Annotated in this window: 13 protein-coding genes; 7 read left to right on the top strand and 6 right to left on the bottom strand. The window is 45.7% G+C overall.

What is annotated here, in order from left to right; genetic code table 11:
• Window positions 1–70 precede the first annotated feature (70 nt).
• The 7 genes from cmoM to fdhF all read left to right on the top strand — a co-directional run bounded on the left by cmoM (window position 71) and on the right by fdhF (window position 13569).
• A complete protein-coding gene (gene cmoM / locus OCV20_RS05975; RefSeq protein ID WP_017063509.1) occupies window positions 71–856 on the top strand; it encodes a tRNA uridine 5-oxyacetic acid(34) methyltransferase CmoM in 786 nt (261 codons plus the stop codon).
• Window positions 857–981: 125 nt separating this feature from the next.
• Window positions 982–2319 carry a chromosome partition protein MukF gene (gene mukF / locus OCV20_RS05980; protein ID WP_017055049.1) on the top strand — a complete coding sequence of 446 codons (1338 nt, stop codon included), beginning with the start codon at window positions 982–984 and terminating at the stop codon, window positions 2317–2319.
• Entirely contained in the window at window positions 2300–3106 is an 807-nt protein-coding gene (gene mukE, locus OCV20_RS05985; protein ID WP_086775877.1) for a chromosome partition protein MukE, read from the top strand. Before mukF ends, mukE begins: the two co-directional genes overlap by 20 nt.
• The gene (gene mukB, locus OCV20_RS05990; RefSeq protein WP_086775878.1) at window positions 3103–7563 is read left to right on the top strand and encodes a chromosome partition protein MukB; all 4461 of its coding nucleotides are present in this window, start codon (window positions 3103–3105) and stop codon (window positions 7561–7563) included. Before mukE ends, mukB begins: the two co-directional genes overlap by 4 nt.
• Before the next feature lie 129 nt (window positions 7564–7692).
• The gene (locus tag OCV20_RS05995; RefSeq protein WP_086774936.1) at window positions 7693–8202 is read left to right on the top strand and encodes a helix-turn-helix domain-containing protein; all 510 of its coding nucleotides are present in this window, start codon (window positions 7693–7695) and stop codon (window positions 8200–8202) included.
• A complete protein-coding gene (locus OCV20_RS06000) occupies window positions 8199–9041 on the top strand; it encodes an IS3 family transposase (RefSeq protein ID WP_108721729.1) in 843 nt (280 codons plus the stop codon). The genes OCV20_RS05995 and OCV20_RS06000 overlap by 4 nt, the downstream gene beginning before the upstream one ends.
• A gap of 298 nt (window positions 9042–9339) precedes the next feature.
• Window positions 9340–13569: a formate dehydrogenase subunit alpha gene (gene fdhF / locus OCV20_RS06005; RefSeq protein ID WP_086775334.1), complete on the top strand. Its 4230-nt coding sequence runs from the start codon at window positions 9340–9342 to the stop codon at window positions 13567–13569.
• 130 nt (window positions 13570–13699) lie between these two features.
• Here fdhF and OCV20_RS06010 read toward each other — a convergent pair whose 3' ends face one another.
• The 6 genes from OCV20_RS06010 to OCV20_RS06035 all read right to left on the bottom strand — a co-directional run bounded on the left by OCV20_RS06010 (window position 13700) and on the right by OCV20_RS06035 (window position 20191).
• Window positions 13700–14680 carry an alpha-L-glutamate ligase-like protein gene (locus tag OCV20_RS06010; RefSeq protein ID WP_029235462.1) on the bottom strand — a complete coding sequence of 327 codons (981 nt, stop codon included), beginning with the start codon at window positions 14678–14680 and terminating at the stop codon, window positions 13700–13702.
• Between the two features lie 3 nt (window positions 14681–14683).
• A complete protein-coding gene (locus OCV20_RS06015) occupies window positions 14684–16189 on the bottom strand; it encodes an inactive transglutaminase family protein (RefSeq protein ID WP_048612747.1) in 1506 nt (501 codons plus the stop codon).
• Window positions 16190–16206: 17 nt separating this feature from the next.
• Entirely contained in the window at window positions 16207–16947 is a 741-nt protein-coding gene (locus OCV20_RS06020) for an ATP-dependent zinc protease family protein (protein WP_086775335.1), read from the bottom strand.
• A gap of 312 nt (window positions 16948–17259) precedes the next feature.
• Complete coding sequence (gene cmoB, locus OCV20_RS06025) at window positions 17260–18231, bottom strand: tRNA 5-methoxyuridine(34)/uridine 5-oxyacetic acid(34) synthase CmoB (RefSeq protein ID WP_086775336.1); 972 nt, start codon at window positions 18229–18231, stop codon at window positions 17260–17262.
• A gap of 186 nt (window positions 18232–18417) precedes the next feature.
• Window positions 18418–19146, bottom strand: a complete 729-nt coding sequence (gene cmoA, locus OCV20_RS06030) for a carboxy-S-adenosyl-L-methionine synthase CmoA (protein WP_086775337.1) — start codon at window positions 19144–19146, stop codon at window positions 18418–18420.
• 139 nt (window positions 19147–19285) lie between these two features.
• Entirely contained in the window at window positions 19286–20191 is a 906-nt protein-coding gene (locus OCV20_RS06035) for a DUF72 domain-containing protein (protein WP_086775338.1), read from the bottom strand.
• Window positions 20192–20364: the final 173 nt, after the last annotated feature.

Raw genomic sequence — 20364 nt, forward strand, 5'->3', positions numbered from 1 at the left:
TCGCCTCTTTATTCCTGAAATTCCTGTGACAGAATAGCAGGCACGATAGGACATAATAACTCAAGTAGCCGTGACTGAAGACCGTAATTTCGACGATATTGCCCACAAATTTGCAAAAAATATTTACGGCTCTGACAAAGGAGAGATCCGTCAGATCATCGTATGGGAAGATTTAGAACAAGCTTTGAGCAAATTTGAGCAATCAGCTTCGCCGCTGCATGTGCTTGATGCTGGAGGCGGACTTGCGCAGATGTCGCAAAAAATTGCGTCGCTTGGGCATAACGTTTCTCTGTGTGATCTATCTTCTGAAATGCTGAAGCTCGCAGAAGAAAGTATCAGCGAAGCGGGTTTGCTAGAGCAATATCGATTTATTCATTCACCGGTACAAAAAGTTGCAGAACATCTCGATGAGAAAGTCGATTTTGTGATGTTTCATGCCGTAATGGAATGGTTAGCCGATCCTAAAGAGGCGCTTGATTTATTGCTTGAACAAGTTAAACCGGGTGGTGTTGCCTCGATAATGTTTTACAACCACCACGGATTAGTCCTGAAAAATGTGATTTGTGGCAACATTCCTCATGTATTGAATGGGATGCCACATCGAAAACGGTTTAAGCTGCAACCACAAAAAGGCTTGAAGCCGGAAGAGGTTTATCAATGGATAGAAGACGCTGGTCTAGAAATCTGTGGTAAATCAGGCATTCGCTCTTTCAGTGACTACATAGGTAATATGGAGTACATGGGCGATTACCAATTTGAAGATGTATTGGAACTGGAAAAACAGCTATGTCGCCAAGAGCCATATCTGTCACTAGGCCGTTATATTCACGTTTGGGCTCAAAAACCTGCGCAATAACAGCGGTGAATGTGGTAAAAGAAGCCACAACATGCGCTATGCAATCGTAAGAAGCCCGCGTCATAAAGAAATAGGCGTCATATCTAATACATTCGATATGACGAAGAACAGTAACAGGAACCACAATGAGTGAAATGACTCAAACTGCCGAAGAGCAGCCAATTGATGAGTTGGTGGGCTGGGTCAAGCAGCATGATTTTTCATTAAACTTGCCACCAGAGCGCTTAGCATTTTTGATTGCTATCGCAGTACTAAGCAATGAAAGGTTCGATGAAGAGTTGGGCGAGGGTGAACTGCACGATGCATTTACCATCGTCACTCGACTGTTTGAAGATACTGGCGAAGCGTCCGCGTTTCGTGCCAACAATGCCATCAACGAGTTAGTTAAACAGAAGTTGATTAGCCGCTTTACCAGCGAAATTACCGATGGTGCGAGTATTTATCGCTTATCACCATTAGCGATTGGTATTTCAGATTATTATTTACGTCACCGTCAGTTCTCTAAGTTGAAACTGTCTATCCAGCTTTCTATGGTTGCGGACGAGATGGCAAAAGCCATTGAAGCAGCACAAAAAGGCGGAACGCCAGGACATTGGAGAAAGAATGTTTACGGCGTGCTCAAGTATTCTGTTGGTGAAATTTTCGATCAGATTGATCTTAACCAACGTGTTATGGATGAGCAGCAGCAAACCGTTAAGCAGCAAATTGCCGACCTTTTAAACAAGGATTGGCGAGAGGCGATTAACAACTGTGAAACCTTGCTTTCAGAAACCTCTTCCACGCTAAAAGAGTTGCAAGACACCTTGCAAGCGGCGGGTGATGAACTGCAAACACAGATCCTCGATATTCAAGAAATTGTCTACGGTGACGATGAACTCGAGTTCGTTGGCGAAACCCTGTTCGGCTTGCAGATGAAGTTAGACCGAATAACCAGTTGGGGCCAACAAGCCATCGATTTATGGATCGGCTACGACCGCCATGTTCACAAGTTCATCCGTACCGCGATTGATATGGATAAAAACCGTGCCTTTAGCCAGCGCTTGCGTCAGTCAGTCACTGACTACTTTGATGCGCCTTGGTTATTGACCTACGCCGATGCTGAGAAGCTGACGGATCTTCGTGATGAAGCGCTTGTGCTTCGTGATGATGAAGTGATGGGACAAGCACCAATCGACGTAGAGTACGAAGAATTTGAGCAAGTGAATGACCTGCTTTCAGATCGAATTGCAGAGATGTTAAAAGCTCACAAACAGCAAGGTGCGCCAATTGATCTTGGCCTTGTGCTACGCGATTACCTCGCTGCACACCCTCGCACACACCATTTTGATTTAGCCAGAATTGTTGTCGACCAAGCCGTGCGCTTAGGTTACTCAGAGTCTGACTATCAGGCTATTCAGCCAGATTGGCAGGCAATCAACGATTTCGGTGCAAAGGTACAAGCAAATGTCATTAACAAGTACTGATGATTACATGCCAGAGAAACTGGTAAAAGCGATAGCGAACCCACTGTTCCCTGCGCTAGATAGCATGCTGCGTTCAGGTAAGCATGTTTCAACAGAAGATCTAGATAACCACGCGTTGCTGTCTGATTTTGAAGTTGAGCTTCAGCATTTCTATCAACGCTACAATACGGAATTGGTAAAAGCGCCGGAAGGTTTCTTTTACTTGCGTCCGCGTTCTACGTCTCTGATTGGCAGAAGTGTGTTGTCTGAGCTCGACATGTTGGTTGGCAAAGTGTTGTGTTTCTTATACCTAAGCCCAGAACGTCTGGCTCATGAAGGTATCTTCACCAACCAAGAACTGTTTGATGAGTTGATGTCGTTAGCGGATGAGAAAAAACTCATGAAGCTAGCAACCAACCGTGCGTCTGGTTCTGACCTAGATAAAGAAAAACTCTTCGAAAAAGTACGTACTTCTCTACGTCGTTTACGCCGTATCGGTATGTTGATTGCGATTGGTGAAACCGGCAAGTTCCGTATCAGCGAAGCGGTATTCCGTTTTGGCGCTGACGTTCGTGTAGGCGACGACATGAAAGAAGCGCAATTACGTCTTATCCGTGATGGTGAAGCTGTGGTGCATACCCAAGAGCCTAACCAAGGTAGCTTGTTAAATGAAGAACAAGCGGAAGCCACATCAGAAGTAGATGCAGACGTAGACGAAAACGGTCAACAAGACATTTTTAACGATCAAGCTAACTTTGACCTTGAGTCAAACGACGGCGAACAAACAAAAGTAGAAGGTGAAGCATGATTGAAAGAGGTAAGTATCAATCATTAACCATGGTCAACTGGAACGGCTTCTTTGCGCGTACTTTTGATATTGATGGATTGGTTACAACGCTTTCTGGCGGTAACGGTGCGGGTAAGTCGACCACAATGGCGGCATTCATCACAGCACTGATCCCTGACCAAAGCCTTCTGCATTTCCGTAACACAACGGAAGCGGGTAGCTCGCAGTCGTCACGTGATAAAGGCCTTTACGGTAAGCTTCAGCCAGGCGCATGTTATGCCGCGCTAGATGTTGTGAACTCTCGTAACCAACGCCTATTGTTTGCAGTAAAACTGCAGCAAGTCGCGGGTCGTGATAAGAAAGTCGACATTAAACCGTTCGTTATCCAAGGCCTTCCAAGCCATGTGAAACCAACGGATGTGTTGATTCAAAACGTTTCAGACAGCCACGCTCGCGTATGCCAGTTGAACGACGTGAAAGCGGCGGTTGCACAATACGAAGGCGCGCATTTTAAGGCCTTCTCTTCGATTGTTGATTACCACTCGCAAATGTTTGAATACGGTGTGGTACCGAAGAAACTGCGTAACAGCAGCGACCGTTCTAAGTTCTACCGCTTAATTGAAGCATCACTTTACGGTGGTATTTCTAGTGCGATTACGCGTTCTCTGCGTGATTACCTTCTGCCGCAAAATGGTGGCGTGAAGAAAGCATTCCAAGACATGGAATCAGCACTACGCGAAAACCGCATGACGCTAGAAGCGATCAAAACGACTCAGTCGGATCGTGATTTGTTTAAGCACTTGATCACTGAATCTACGAACTACGTGGCTGCGGACTACATGCGCCATGCAAACGATCGTCGTAACAAGTTAGATCAAACCATGAAGTTCCGTGGTGAACTGTTCGGTTCTCGCGAAACCTTGCTTGATCAAAACAACTTGTTGAACCGCGTTCAAGAAGAACTAGAGTTACTTGTCGATCAAGAATCAGCACTAGAGCAAGATTACCAAGCGGCTTCGGATCATCTGCAATTAGTTCAAACTGCACTTCGTCAGCAAGAGAAAATTGCTCGCTACAGCGAAGATCTAGAAGAGCTTAATGAGCGTCTAGAAGAACAGATGATGGTGGTTGAAGAAGCTCAAGAGCGAGTACTTCTTGCTGAAGAGCAGGCAACCATTACTGAAGAAGAAGTGGATAGCCTGAAAACTCAGCTTGCTGACTACCAACAAGCGTTGGATGTTCAGCAGACTCGTGCACTTCAATACCAGCAAGCGGTTCAAGCATTAGAGAAAACTAAGCAGTTGCTTGGTGATGAATCTATTACGGCAGAAAGCGCACTAACTCTGGTTTCTGAGCTAAAAGCACAAGAAGAATCAAGCACTCAAACGCTACTGTCAACCAAGCACAAACTAGACATGTCTTCTGCTGCTTCTGCGCAGTTCGACAAAGCGCTCGCTCTTGTTAAAAGTATTGTGGGTGACGTTGAGCGTAAAGAAGCCTCTCACAGCGCTAAACAAGCGTTAGAGAAAGGCCGTAACGCAAAACACGTTGTTGAAAATGAACAACAGTGGCGTGCTCAGCACCGCGATATGGCTCGTGATGTGGCTCAGCAGCGTCAAGCAAAAGAGCTTGCGACTGAATACCAAAAGCAACACAACATCTCACTGACTGACGAAGCGGTTTTCGATGAAGAACGTGAACGTCACGCGATGCAAATCGAGTCTCTTGAGTACTCTCAAGAAGAGCTGCGTGAAGCGAAGAGTGAGCAACGTCGTGTGCAACAAAACCACGACCAAGAGATTCAAAAACTTGAGTCCATTGCTCCAGCGTGGATCACGGCAAACGATGCGCTTGAAGCACTAAGAGATCAAACCGACGCTGAGCTGGAAGATAGCCAAGCGGTGATGACTCAAATGCAGCAAGTACTTGAAGACGAAAAGTCTCAAGCGGTAGCAAAAGATCAGTTGGCTACGCGCCGAGCTGAACTTGAGCAAGAGATTGAGCGTTTAGCTTCGCCAGGTGGTTCTAACGATCCTCGCCTGAAAGGCCTGGCGGATACGCTTGGTGGCGTATTGCTTTCTGAGATCTACGATGACATCACGATTGGCGATGCGCCTTACTTCAGTGCTATGTACGGCCCAGCTCGTCACGCAATTGTGGTTTCTGATCTTGATGGTATTAAAGAGAAGCTGGTGGATCTTGATGATTGTCCAGAAGACCTTTACATCCTAGAAGGCGATGTCGACGCGTTTGATGACAGTTCGTTCAATGCCGATGAGCTTGAAGGCGCAGTGTGTGTTCAGCTGAACGATCGCCAAATGCGTTACTCACGTTTCCCTGAGATCCCACTGTTTGGCCGTGCGGCTCGTGAACAACGCCTAGAGAAATTGCGCGAAGAGCGTGACGTTGTTGTTGAGAACCACGCGAAAGCAGCGTTTGACTCTCAAAAGCTGAATCGCCTATACCAAGCATTCAACAGTTTTGTTGCGAAGCACCTGCACGTTGCGTTTAACGCAGACCCAGAACAAGCACTTGCTGTGATTCGTGATAAGCGTAATCAAATTGTTCGTTCTCTGGCTGAGCTTAACTCTAAAGAGCAACAACAACGTAGCCAGCTTCTACAAAGCAAGCAGGCACTTGGTGCACTAGACAAATTAGCGCCAATGGTTCGTATTTTAGAAGACGAAACATTGGCTGAGCGTTTAGCTGAATTAGAAGCGCAACTAGAGCGTTTAAGTGAAGCTAAGTCTTACTTGAATACGCACGGCAAATCGCTTACTTCTCTAGAGCAAATCGTATCTGCACTAGACGCTGACCCAGAGCAGTTCGAAGCTTTGGAAGCTGAATATCGTCAAGCAGACAACGCGCTACAAACGCTAAAAGGCAAAGTATTCGCACTGTCTGATTTGATTGAGCGTCGTCACTACTTTGCTTACGCGGATTCTGTTGATTTGCTTAACAAGAGCAGTGAACTGAGCGAGCAACTGAAAGCGAAGTTGGTTCAAGCTGAACAAGCAAGAACCAAAGGCCGTGATGGCTTGAAGCAAGCTCGTGAACAGATGAACCAATACAACCAAGTATTGGCGGCACTGAAGAGCTCACATCAAGCGAAGCAAGAGACGGTTCAAGAGTTCAAACAAGAGCTACAAGAATTTGGCGTAAACGCTGATGAAGGCGCTGAAGAGCGTGCTGTACGTCGTCGTGACGAGCTTCAAGAGCGTCTGCACACATCTCGCAGCCGTAAGAGTGAATACGAGCGTACGATTACGTCAACTGAACTTGAGATGAAAGCTCTAGCTAAGCGTCTTAAGAAAGTTCAAAAAGAGTACACCGAGCTTCGTACTTTCGTTGTTGCAGCAAAAGCAGGCTGGTGTTCAGTACTTCGCTTAGCTCGTGAAAATGATGTTGAACGTCGTCTTCATAAGCGTGAACTGGCTTACCTAACAGCGGGCGAGCTTCGCTCTATGTCGGATAAATCACTGGGTGCGCTACGTCTGGCTGTGGCTGACAATGACGACCTACGTGACTCGCTGCGTCTATCGGAAGACAACGCACATCCAGAGCGTAAGGTTCTGTTCTACATTGCGGTTTACCAACACCTTCGTGAGCGTATTCGCCAAGACATCATTCATACGGATGATCCGGTTGAAGCAATCGAAGAGATGGAAGTTGAGCTAGCTCGACTAACAGAAGAATTGACTCAACGTGAAAACCGCCTAGCGATCAGCTCTGAGTCGGTAGCAAGCATCATCAAGAAAACGATTCAGCGCGAGCAGAACCGTATTCGAATGCTGAACCAAGGTCTGTCTAACATCTACTTTGGTCAGGTTAAGGGCGTACGTCTGAACGTTAAGATTCGTGAAAGTCACGAGATCTTGCTATCAGGCTTAGCGACTCAGCAAGAGCAACACAAAGACTTGTTTGAATCAACGCGCTTTACCTTCTCAGAAGCGATGGCGAAGTTGTTCCAACGTGTGAACCCACATATCGATATGGGTCAACGTTCTCCGCAAGTTCTGGGTGAAGAGCTACTCGATTACCGTAACTACCTAGAGCTAAGTGTTGAGGTTAACCGTGGTTCAGACGGTTGGTTACAAGCAGAATCTGGCGCACTTTCTACGGGTGAAGCGATCGGTACCGGTCAGTCTATCCTACTGATGGTTGTTCAGAGCTGGGAAGAAGAGTCTCGTCGACTTCGTAGTAAAGACATCGTTCCATGTCGTTTGTTGTTCCTTGATGAAGCAGCTCGTCTGGATGCGAAATCCATCTCTACCTTGTTCGAACTGTGTGACCGTTTAGGTATGCAACTTCTGATTGCAGCACCAGAGAATATCAGCCCAGAGAAAGGCACAACCTACAAACTGGTTCGTAAAGTCTTTAAAGATCACGAACACGTACATGTTGTTGGCCTGCGTGGTTTTGCTCAAAACAAACCCGCATCTCCAGTTCAAGAGCTTATCGAAGAAACTGAGCAATAACCTTGATAGCCGAGTTATAGCCTTGATCGCGCAGCTATAAGCTCGAAAGCGACTCAATGATATTTGTTCAAAGCCCCTAATCATGAACTGACCCCCAATAGTTGGACACCAATTATTGGGGGTCTTTTTATGTCCAAATATAGCCGAGAGCTAAAATGTATCATTGCTAAGCAATACTTAGATGGCACGTCATCTCTCTACTTAGCAAAACAATATTCAATTTCTTCAAGGCAGATACGGTATTGGGCTCAAGTCTTTGCCATCCATGGTACTGATTCATTTTTACCAACTAATCATGCCGCGACTGCTCAAACAAAACGAAAAGCATTGAATTTAATGTGGACGAATGAATGGTCTCTCACGCACACTAGCGCTGTATTAAACCTCTCATCCCCTGGAATACTCTCTGTCTGGCTTAAACGATTTAATGAGCTCGGTATCAAGGGGCTCGAAATGCGCCAGAAAGGAAGACCCTCAATGAAACAGCAACCTCAACGTACCACTAAGCCTGATAATGAAATGACACTTGAGGAGCTAAAAGAGGAGTTGGTCTACTTACGAACCGAGAATGCCGTTCTAAAAAAGTTGGAAGAGTTGGAGCAGAAAAAAAACCGTCGAACAAAGAAAAAGCGGTCATAGCTCTAACTCTTAAAGGCAAGTACCCATTAAAGCACTTACTGCACACTCTACAGTTGGCAAAAAGTGTCTTTTATTATCAGGCTCAAACGAGCAAGCGCCAAAATAGCTACGAACGTGAGCTGCGGTTGATAAAGTCAATTTATCATGAACATAAGGGGCGATACGGCTACCGCCGTATTCACTTGGAACTAAAGAATCAGGGGTTCGTGCTTAATCACAAAACGGTTCAAAGGCTTATGGCTCAGCTCAACCTTAAATCGACGGTCAGGATTAAAAAGTATCGTTCATACCGAGGAGAGTCAGGAAAAGCTGCTCCCAACGTTCTTGAAAGAGATTTTAGTGCGACTCAACCCGATGAAAAGTGGGTAACTGATGTCACGGAGTTCAAAGTCAAAGAGCAGAAAGTATACTTATCTCCCGTTGTCGACTTGTTTACTCAGGAGGTGGTTGCTTATAGAGTGGCCAAAAATGCCTGCTTGCCGCTTGTCACAGATATGCTGACGGAAGCTATATCAACGCTTAAACCCAACTCAAAGCCAATTATACATAGCGATCAAGGTTGGCAATATCGCCATCGACAGTATCAGAAAAAGGTAGCGGAGAGTGGGTTAACGCAAAGCATGTCGAGAAAAGGTAACTGCTTGGATAATGCTGTTGCTGAAAACTTTTTTGCTTTACTCAAAACCGAGATGTATCACAACCAAAGCTTTGAAGATGCAGATGCTCTGATAGAGCAGATTAAAGAATACATCGAGTACTACAATACCAAACGTATAAAAGTGAAACTAAAAGGCCTGACTCCGATAGAATATCGAACTCAGGCCTTGAAAGCCGCTTAACAGAAATGTCCAACTTTACGGGGTCACTTCATCAATAGGGGCTTTTTTGTACCTTGAATCTAATTCCTTACTTCTGACTTCTACAGCAGAACTCCTCCCGCTTAATCCTCTCTTCGATACTGATAAGACCACTCATATCTTATGGTTATTATCAATGGAACTTGTTTGAGGTCACACGCACAAAACCACAAATAATGTATGGTAATGACATAGATTTAATAATATTAATAATATTGTATTACTTAAATTTTAATTATTGATAACTCGCGTGTGCGAAAGGTAAAGGTAGGACTTAGGTATGATTCAAATCGTTATTGATGGGAAATATCGAATCGTCGAGCAAGGGCAAACCGTTCTTGAAGCGGCAAAAACATGTGGTTTGGAGATCCCATCTTTATGTGGTTTGAACAAAACAACGGATAAAGTGCCGTGTGATTTGTGTGTTGTGGAAGTTGATGGCGTTGGTGTTACTCGCTCTTGTGAGCTTGAAGTGTCTAATGGGCTGAATATTACCACTCAGTCAAAACAGTTAACGAACCATCGACAAGAAGCGTTGAATCGCATTATGACCGATCACTACGCTGACTGTGAAGCGCCATGCCAAACAGCCTGTCCTGCTGGGGTCGACATCCAATCTTACCTGCACCATATTGCTCAAAATGATCACATCAAAGCGATTGAAGTGATCAAAAAGACATTGCCAATGCCGCTTTCAATTGGTCGTGTGTGTCCTGCTTTCTGTGAAACCGAATGTCGTCGTAACTTGGTCGATGAATCCATCGCGATTCGCCAACTCAAACGACACGCTGCCGATGCAGATTTAGCGGCTCAAGAGAGCTACATGCCAGCTAAGAAACCGAATAAAGGCAAGAGCATTGCAATCGTCGGTAGTGGCCCCGGCGGTCTTACTGCGGGTTATTACCTATCTAACGAAGGGTATGATGTCAGTGTCTATGAGTCGATGCCGCAAGCGGGTGGTTGGCTGCGTTACGGTATACCTGAATATCGCTTACCTAAGTCGATTCTAGACAAAGAAATCGAGTTGATGTGTCGCAACGGAATGGTGGTTGAGTGCGGTAAAAAACTCGGTGTTGATTTTACACTGTCTGATTTAAGTAACGATTTTGATGCGGTTTGTTTAGCGGTTGGCGCATCGCAAGCGGTCGAGATGAATTACCCGGGGAGTGAACTCGGCGGTTGTTATTTGGGTGTCGATTATCTGAAAGATTACGTGACCGATCAGCAGTATGTCACTGGTAAAAAGGTTGCCGTGATCGGTGGCGGTAATACCGCGATTGACTGTGCTCGAACAGCGGTTCGTGATGGCGCGGATACTACGCTGATTTATCGTCGTACTCGAGATGAGATGCCAGCAGAAGATTACGAAATCGAAGAAGCTGAACATGAAGGTGTGAAGTTCCACTTCTTAACCAACCCTGCAGAAAACATAGCCGATGATGATGGCCATGTATCAGAAATACGATTAGAACGAATGGCTTTGGGGCCGGCTGATGCTTCAGGTCGTCGCAGCCCTAAACCAACTGGCGAGTTCTTTGTTGAAGCGTTTGATACGGTTATTGCTGCCGTGTCGCAAAAGCCTGATCTGAGCTTTATGGACAATGAAGCAATTGATATTCCTCTTACTCGTTGGAATACCGCAGATGCTGATCCACAAACCATGCACACCGGAACCGGAAATATTTTCAGTATTGGTGATTTCCGACGCGGCCCTGCAACTGCAGTCGAAGCGGTGGGTGATGGGCGTATTGCTGCACAAGCGATCGATCGCTTCTTCCATGGTGATATGGACAATATTCCGGCTAAACCGTTTAACTCAAGAAAGCACAAACAGCTCAAAGCGGTGGATCCTGAGCAATATCAGTCGATACAACGCATGGCTCGTAAGATCATGCCTGAATTAACGCCCGAGCAGCGTGAACAAAGCTTCGATGAAGTAGAAACAGGGTTTGATAATGCTGATGCAATAGCGGAAGCAGCAAGATGTCTAGAGTGTGGCTGCCAAGCTAATACAGATTGCGACCTACGAGACTACTCGACCGAATACCAAGCAACGCAGACACATCCAGAATACAAAATCGATGTGGCTTCGAATGAGAGTTGGCAGGCGATTCGTGCTGAAGAAGCGAAGGTCGGGTTAACAAGACAAAAATTTTCGGTCGATGACAGTTCTGAGTTCATTATCTTTGACGCCAACCGCTGTATTAGTTGTGGCCAGTGTATCCAAGCGTGTCGAGAACAGAATGTTCATGGCGTTCTAAGCTTCATGAATCAATCAGATGGCAAGCCTGCATCAAGACCTGAATGTCGTCCTAACTTTGGGGCAGATAAGACCTTAATGGGCGACTCAAACTGCGTTCAATGCGGATCGTGTATTCAGGCGTGTCCAACAGGTGCAATGGTCGATGCTCGTGATAGAAAGCAGGGAGACACAGATCTACTCAAGAAAGTCGACACCATCTGCACCTATTGCGGTGTCGGCTGTAAGCTAACCATGCATATCGATGAGCAGAAAAACAAAATCCGCTATATCGAAGGCGGTGACTCTCCGGTAAATGAAGGCATGTTGTGTGTTAAGGGGCGGTTCGGCTTCGATTTTGTGGGCAGCGATGCGCGTTTAACCACACCATTAATTCGTAAAGATGGCTGGTTGCAACCTGCTAGCTGGGATGAAGCCGTTAAGCTCATTGCCGAGAAGTTTACTGCGATTAAGCAAGGCTTTGGCAGTAACGCTTTAGCGGGTTTCTCGTCGGCGAAAACCACCAATGAAGATAACTATGCCTTCCAAAAATTCATACGTCGTGAACTCGGCACCAATAACGTCGATCACTGTGCACGCCTTTGTCACGCATCGACTGTTACTGGTTTAGAGGCTTCGTTGGGCAGCGGGGCGATGACCAATGATATTCCAAGCATCAAGCACTCAGATGTGATCTTTATTATTGGCTCAGACACGACTTCAGCACACCCAATTATTGGCTCGCATATCAAGCAAGCGGTGAGACATGGTGGAGCAAGACTAATCGTTGCCGATCCAAAACGGATTGATATTGCTGACCATGCTGAGCTTTACTTAGCGCACCGACCGGGTACCGATGTAATGCTGATCAATGGTGTGATGCAGCAGATCATCAAACACGGTTGGTACGACCAAGAGTATATCGAAGATCGTGTGGATGGCTTTGATACCTTGCTCCAAGAGGTGATGTCACCAAGCTATTCGCTAGACAAAGTGGAGCTGGTAACTGGCGTTAAAGCGGAAGACATCTTCGCAATGGCACGATTGATTGGTACTGCAGAGCGCACAGCGGTGTACTACTCGATGGGCATTACGCAACATACCACTGGTCACGATAACGTTCGATCAATCGCTAACCTGCAGCTCTTGTGTGGCAATATCGGAATTGAAGGCGGCGGTATCAACCCATTACGTGGTCAATCCAATGTTCAGGGTGCATGCGACATGGGTGCATTGCCAAACAATCTTCCGGGTTATCAGAAAGTGTACAACCCAATGGTTCGTCAAAAATTCGCGATGGAGTGGGGCGTTTCTGACTTACCGGCTGAAACAGGCTTAACGCTGACCGAGATTATTGATGGTGCGTGTCATCGAGATGTTCGTGGCCTGTACGTAATGGGCGAGAACCCAGTGCTGAGTGACCCGAACCAAGCGCATGTGATTGAAGGTCTTGAAGCGTTAGATTTCCTCGTGGTTCAAGATATTTTCTTAACCGAAACCGCGCAGTATGCCGATGTGGTGCTGCCGTCTTGCTCGTTTGCTGAGAAGTCTGGTCATTTTACTAATACCGAGCGTCGTGTTCAGCGTATTAACCCGGCGGTATTGCCTCCAGGTGAAGCGAAAGAAGACTGGGTGATTATCCAAATGTTGGCTAATGCGATGGGCGGCAATTGGGAATATGACTCGGTTGCTGATATCACCAATGAGATAGCTCGTGTCACGCCACAGTATGGCGGTTTACGTTGGGAGAACATTACGGTCAACGGCGTGCAATGGCCAAGTAATAAGAACAACCCTGATGGCACACGTATCATGCACCAGACTCAATTTACGCGTGGGCGTGGTCAAATGGAGGCGATTCCGTTTAGATACGCTGCTGAATTACCGGATGCGGAATACCCGTTAGTATTAACGACAGGCCGCATTCTAGAACAGTTCCACACCGGAACCATGACTCGTAAAACCAAAGGGTTGGATAACTTAGCAGGACCGCGTGCCATGGTGAGTGTTCATGATGCTGAGGCGTTAGGTATCTCGAATGGTCAGATGCTCAAGGTCTCAACACGTCGTGGTGAAATCGAAATCGCGGCGTTTGTCACTAAACGAATGCAAAAGGGTGTGGTGTTTATTCCATTCCATTTTGTTGAATCGCCGGTTAACCGCTTGACTACCACAGCGACTGATCCACACGCGAAGATCCCTGAGTTTAAGGTGGCGGCTGTGCGTATTGATCCTATTCGTGAGCCTGAAAGTGAAGTAACAGAGGCTTAGTCATATTAACTAGGTAAAAGACGGCAGACATTAAAAAACCGCGTAACTCTCAGAGTTATGCGGCTTTTTTATCGAGCTAGCTTCAGTATGAATTACTTACTGAGTCGTTTCGCTTTTAATATAGATGAGCTTAGTTTGGAACAATTTCGCTGCCGTGAACACCAAATTGCTTAGCAGCATAGGCAACGCGCTCTGCTGGTTTTGGGTATTCAGCTGGTGTACCCAGGTTTTCAATATGATGCAAGCGAGGTAATAAACCTGCGCCGTTTGCAATCTGTATTGCTAATCCAGGACGAGCGTTTAGCTCCAGTACCATTGGGCCTTCTTCTTGGTCTAAAACCATGTCCGTACCCATGTAGCCAAGGCCTGTCATTTCCCAAGCACTTGATGCAAGTGTCAGCAGCTTTTCCCAATGCGGCACTTGTAGTAGCGCCAACTCTTTCCCCGTATCTGGGTGGTGAGTCACTGGGTGGTCAAATTGAACCGCACGAACAGCTTTACCCGTAGCGATACAAATACCTACACCCACAGCACCTTGGTGCAAGTTAGCTTTACCATCAGAAGCTGAAGTCGATAGACGCATCATCGCCATTACAGGGTAGCCCTTGAATACAATGATTCGTACATCTGGTACACCCTCGTAACTGAAGCCGTCAAAACACTCGTCAAACTTGATGAGGTTTTCAACTACAGCAACATCGTTCTTACCACCGAGTGAGAAAAGACCCGCGAGAGCGTTACTGATGTGGCGCTCTACGTCTTCTTCATTGATAGTCGAACCTGATGGCTTGGTGTAAACGCCGTCCTTGTGAGAAGTCACAACAAGGATACCTTTACCACCACTGCCTTGAGCTGGCTTGATTACGAAACCCGGCCACTCTTTTACCATCTTGTGGATTGTTTTTACTTCAGCTTGATGACCAATCACGCCAATCAGTTTTGGTACAGTAGCACCAGCCTGTTCAGCAATGATTTTAGTCTTAAGCTTGTCATCAACGAGTGGATACTTGGAACGATCATTGTAGCGACCAATATAACTATGGTTACGCTTGTTCATTCCCATTATGCCTTTGTCTTTCAACCTAAACGGTGAAGTAAACTGATCAAACATAACTTAGTCCTCCGCTAGCGGTTTAAAGCGACGAAGCTCGGTTAGACGGTATCCTGTGTAGTTACCTAGTAGCAAGATGGTCGCTAGAATAACAAGTTGTAAACCAATAAAGTTAAACGTTAAGTGCTGAATGAACGGGTTAGTCATGCCTAAGTAAACAAGAACTGCAGTGAATAGAGAGCCACCACCTTGCAGCATTACTTCTTTCGCGCCTTCTTCTTCCCATAGGATAGACATACGTTCGATAGTCCAAGATAGGATAATCATTGGGAAGAATGTAATGGATAGACCTTCAGTCAGACCCACTTTAAACGCGACCACAGTAAACACAGAGATAATCATGATTACCGTGATGATTACGGCGGATATCCTGGCTACCAAGAGCAAGTTGAGTTTGGACAAGTAACTTCGAATAATCAGACCCGTACCTACAATAAGTAGGAAGCCAACAATACCCGTTACCAGTTGTGTTTGTACAAAGGCTACCGCAATCAGTACTGGCATGAACGTACCAGACGTTTTCAAACCGATGATGACACGTAGGAACACAACAATCAGAGCACCGATAGGAATCAGCATGATGGTTTTAAACATCGCTTGCTCTTCTAGCGGTAGGCTGTGAATTGAAAGGTTTAATAGTTGATCAGCAGAGACTTTACTATTGGTTGCTTCCGTTGGTGAAACCTCTTGAGCAATCATAGAGAAGTGAACTTTACTATTCTGACCGCCAACAACATCCAGTAGAGAAACGTTTGATTCGTCCCAGATGAGTAGGTTTGGTTGAACTTGTTGTTCGCTTGATTCAGGAGAGAACAGAATCCACTCGTCGTTATCCCAGATCTGAATCATGTTTTGAATCGACTGACGACGACGACCATCTTCTAGCTCGATAACACCGACCACTTTGTTGTGTATTTTCGCCGCTGAAAGTAGCTTGTGTGTCGCTTCCACTTTGGTCATGTTGTTCAGAATCAGCGCTGAGTTTTGGCTGTCTGGATCATTAAGTGTTTTGATGAGCTCACGGGTAAAAGTGATATTGTCTGCAGAACGTTTTGTCGCTCTATCAATCAATGCAAGAGAAGCCGCTTCTTCAGGGCCGTCGAAGCTTGGTTGCGAGACTTCACCTTCTGGTGCGATAGCATCAACTTTTGCTTGGTTGTCGACTAGGAATTGTGTTTTGTAGTAGATGGTTTGAGGGCCATCTGCGTATCGAATAGACCACTCTGCGCGGCGACCTGATTCGGTATTCAAGTAAGAGATACCGTAACCCGGCGATGAAGCCGATTCGCCGATAAGTGTGTAGTTAGACTGAGTATGAGGAGCCGCTAAGGAAACTTTTGCTTCTTTGCCTACTGCGTTGAACTCGATGCGAGCTTCAACGTCCCAAACCTGTCTGGTTTCCCCTGGAGTCCAAGGTACACCGTAGGTCGTATGTCTGAACATACTCAGTGTTATACCTGCCACGATAAGCAGGAATATAGAGATATAAAATGGAATTCTTGACGTCATAGCTTACCCTACTATTGTTATTTAACTTCCGTTTGTACGTACTTTTTACTTACATCTACTAGCGCTATGTCTTTGATAAATTCGCGCCCTAGTAATACAGGGTGACTCATTTGAGAGCGATCCGCCAATGTAAATTGCGCTTTTTCATGGATTTTTCCAACTTTCACCCATAATTCGATCACAGCTCGACGTTCTGTTTGATCATTGGTTGATTGACGGATTTTTACATAACGTACAACAGGCGCTTCAATCCATTTCTGGTCTTCTTCAGCTTGGGCTTTGTCGTCTAGGTGAAATTTAACCCAGTTCTTGCCGTTACGTTCGAATTCTTTGATATCGACAGCGTTTAAAGAAGAGGTGGTTGCGCCAGTATCAACACGAGCATCAAAACTTTGGGAGATCGAGTCGATAGACACTTTTTCGATGCCGCCAAGGATAGTCGGTTGTGATGTAGGAGCGATAGGAGCAACGGCAACAGCGACAGGTTCTTCTTCCTCTAGCTCTTCGATAACCTTGTGTTCCATGTTCGTTAGATGGGTATCTAATTGACTAGAAAGGGTAGTAATTTCGTCTTCTAAGCTTTCAATATAATCACTTTGATTGCTTAGTTGCAGTTCAAGATTTTGAACCTTATTTGCGATGTTTGTCTCTGAGCGGGAAATAGCGTCGAGAGTTTCTTGGTGATAGGTAGCACCATTTGTAAGAGTACAGCCAGAGAGCAAACCAACCGCCACAATAGGCGATAATCGCTTAAACATAAAAAAACCTTTGAGAATTAGAGAATAGTTTAGACTATTTAGAAGTTTAGCCCACAAAAAAGGATGCGTGAAGCATCCTATTGTAAGAGTCTGGTCATATTGAATCGCAATGTGAGCGCTACGCCAATTATTGCTATTTGAAATAGCTCACTTATTAAACATAAGTCAATTTTTGTTCAATTCGTGAGCTCAGGAAGCAAAGTTCACCGTGAGATTGACGGTGGCTTTTTGACCATGCAAGCCATTGTTTTGCTGCCTTAATAGGCTTGTGTTTTATTTACTCAATATGCCACTGCTTTGTGGGCAGTAAATCTATGGCTTTGTTGCTACCAGAATCGCACGTCTCGGTGCAGGGTGACCTTCAACCGTTTTACTTGGATCGTTCGGATCTAGGTAATCTGGAAGAGAGTTGTGTGTCATCCATTCTGTGGTGCGTTGTTCACCAATTGTCGTGACATTTTCGTCAACGATTCGTACGTCTTCAAAACCAACTTGTTCTAGCCAGCGTTTCAGTGCGCGAGCTGAAGGGAAGAAGTAGACGTTTCTCATTTGCGCGTAACGGTCAACAGGAACCAGTACCGCATTTTCGTCGCCTTCGATAACCAAGGTTTCAAGAACCAGTTCACCGCCAGACACCAATTGGTCTTTTAGTTGAATCAAGTGGTCCAGTGGTGAACGACGATGGTAAAGCACGCCCATGCTGAATACCGTGTCGTAGGCTTCTAGCTTTGGCAGCTGCTCAATACCTAGAGGTAATAGGTGAGCTCGTTGGTCATCGCCCATCAACTTACGAATTGCTTCAAACTGAACCAAGAACAGGTGAGAAGGATCGATACCAACCGTTAAGCGGGCACCTTCACCCAGCATGCGCCACATGTGGTAACCATTGCCACAACCTACATCGAGAACCGAACGGTTTTTCAATGGAGAGATATGTGGAAGCACACGATCCCATTTCCAATCACTGCGCCATTCAGTATCGATATGAATATCGTGAACCGTGTAAGGTCCTTTTCTCCATGGGTGGAACGTCTTTAATAGGCTTTCTAACTTTTTAAGCTCGCCCGTGTGAAACGGTGTTGAGCTGCTAATCGTCACTGAATTTTTCAGATCAACTTGGTCTGGCACACCTTGTGGAATCTTGTTTAGTGCACGTAACCAGCGGTCAAAATCACCGTGCTCTGCATTTTGCCAATCGGTCAGTTGCTGTGGCAGGACATTTAGCCACGGCTGAAGGCGAGTATCTTGGGCAATAAGTTGATAAAAATTGGCAAAATTAAACATAGGTTTTCACTGAGTTGGTGGTGTAGAAATTAAATTTGTCACTCGATTGAGAGTATGGACCAACATGCTAGGGAGTCTCGTTTATCGTGTTTGATAAGAGATCCCCAACTCGCTCGTTCCTCGCTCTTGAGGATGACATTTTAGTACGTGCTAACGGTGTCGCGACGGTTACGTAATCGAAAATGTTTACTTTACCGCGAACATTGAACCAAAGTTGAAACATTGGAACCAGACTTCGCTGCTTGAGAAGCCAATCTTATCAAATCGCTCTCTGTGAACAGGGATCGAATCTGGGCGCATCACGTTTTCAATTGCGCTGCGCTTCTGACTTACTTCTAGCTCGCTGTACCCGTTAGCACGTTTGAAATCATGGTGCAGGTCGATAAGCAGTTCATTTGAGCTTTCATCTTCGAATACGTATTTTTCTGACAGGATTAAGATCCCGCCTGGGCGCAGGCCAGCGTGAATTTTCTCAAGCAGAGCGTATCGATCATCTGGAGAAAGAAATTGCAGCGTAAAGTTAAGCACTACAACAGAAGCGTCTTTGATTTCGACTTCACGGATGTCGGCTTCAATCACTTCTACCGGCGTGTCACTGCGGTAAGCATTAACGTGCAATTTGCAGCGCTCAACCATGGCTTCTGAATTATCGATAGCGAAAATCGTGCAGCCTTCTTGCTGAATGTGACGACGCATTGAAAGTGTCGCAGCACCAAGCGAGCAGCCAAGGTCATAAATATTTGAATGTGGCTTTACAAAGCGCTCAGCCAGCATGCCGATTGCAGAGATGATATTACTATAGCCAGGCACCGAACGTTGAATCATATCCGGAAATACTTCAGCAACCCTTGCATCAAAGGTGAAGTCTCCAATTTTATCAATAGGAGCGGAAAAGATATTGTCTGTGTTGCTCATGGCATTTTCTCTCGACAGTCAGCGTAATTGGCACAAAATTCGTACCAAATAAAAGGGGACGTATTTTACGTAAAAAAAGCGCCACTGTCACGAAAACTGAGATTTAGCTCAAGGTTCGTAGCTACTCATAGATGATGGGTTAAAACATCGAGATTTGATGATTGCCTTTTTGAGCCGGAAACTGAGCCAGATCGGGCAGTAATAATGACGTATTTTCAGACACTTGCTTTTGTAGCCGCTTATAAATAGCAGTCGCAAGTTCAGGTGCGTGGTTATTGTCTGGGGTGTGGATCATTAAATAGGGCTGCTTGCCTTCATTGATCCAGTTTGGGATTTTGGCAAACCAAGGCTTAAAAAACTCAATGTTAGGTTCTTGGTCTGGGTGACCAATAAATCGAATCATTGGGTTATTGGCGGTCGCAATTGCATGAACAGGAACACGCGGTTTTTTCTGATGCGCATCGATCACCGCTTCTGTGGTGGGTGGCGCAGAGAAAACGGGGCGGCTGTCCATAATGATGCGATTGATGCCTTCCTCAACCAGCCATTGGTTGAAGCGTTTTTCCGCATCGCCCTTGTCAAAGAAACCCAAGTGTCGAACTTCGACGCCGAGCAGCATATCTTTTGGGAATAAGGTGCAAAACTTTTGTAGGGCAGGCAGCATGCTGGGTTCAAAGCTATGTGGCAGTTGAATCGTCCATTGGCCAATGCGGTCGTGCAGTGGCGACATGGTCATCAAGAACTCTTTGAGCTCTGCTTGGCAGTGTCTGAGTTGCTGCTGGTGGGTGATGAATTTGGGCAATTTGAAGGTGAACTTGAAATCATCGTGACTGGCGGCTTTCCAATTATGAACGGTAGACACACTTGGCGTAGCGTAAAAGGTCGTGTTGCCCTCAACAGTATGAAAAACTTGCGTGTACTTTTCTAGGCGTTCGGCAGGCTTGGTTCCCTTGCCATAGAACTGACTTTGCCACTCAGAGTGAGACCACATGGTTAATCCAAGTCTTAGAGGTAAAGTTTCTGTTGTTATTACACGATCATCCATCTATTACACCGTTATCCGTCACGCCATCAGTCATTACAAAAAGTTTTTGGGTTGAAACGAAAATCTACTTTACGAGAGTTTTGCTGATTAAGGTACTTTCGAGATATAATTATCGCAATTTTTTCGGTTTTGATGAATCTTTGCGCACTTGATGGGCTAAAAAGCAGCAAAGC

Source organism: Vibrio coralliirubri (assembly GCF_024347375.1).
GTDB lineage: Bacteria > Pseudomonadota > Gammaproteobacteria > Enterobacterales > Vibrionaceae > Vibrio > Vibrio coralliirubri.

Bases quoted from the DNA above. Each gene is read 5' to 3' on its own strand.
- mukF (WP_017055049.1), top strand. From the start codon at position 982: ATGAGTGAAATGACTCAAACTGCCGAAGAGCAGCCAATTGATGAGTTG.
- mukE (WP_086775877.1), top strand. From the start codon at position 2,300: ATGTCATTAACAAGTACTGATGATTACATGCCAGAGAAACTGGTAAAA.
- mukB (WP_086775878.1), top strand. From the start codon at position 3,103: ATGATTGAAAGAGGTAAGTATCAATCATTAACCATGGTCAACTGGAAC.
- OCV20_RS05995 (WP_086774936.1), top strand. From the start codon at position 7,693: ATGTCCAAATATAGCCGAGAGCTAAAATGTATCATTGCTAAGCAATAC.
- fdhF (WP_086775334.1), top strand. From the start codon at position 9,340: ATGATTCAAATCGTTATTGATGGGAAATATCGAATCGTCGAGCAAGGG.
- OCV20_RS06010 (WP_029235462.1), bottom strand. From the start codon at position 14,680: ATGTTTGATCAGTTTACTTCACCGTTTAGGTTGAAAGACAAAGGCATA.
- OCV20_RS06015 (WP_048612747.1), bottom strand. From the start codon at position 16,189: ATGACGTCAAGAATTCCATTTTATATCTCTATATTCCTGCTTATCGTG.
- OCV20_RS06020 (WP_086775335.1), bottom strand. From the start codon at position 16,947: ATGTTTAAGCGATTATCGCCTATTGTGGCGGTTGGTTTGCTCTCTGGC.
- cmoB (WP_086775336.1), bottom strand. From the start codon at position 18,231: ATGTTTAATTTTGCCAATTTTTATCAACTTATTGCCCAAGATACTCGC.
- cmoA (WP_086775337.1), bottom strand. From the start codon at position 19,146: ATGAGCAACACAGACAATATCTTTTCCGCTCCTATTGATAAAATTGGA.
- OCV20_RS06035 (WP_086775338.1), bottom strand. From the start codon at position 20,191: ATGGATGATCGTGTAATAACAACAGAAACTTTACCTCTAAGACTTGGA.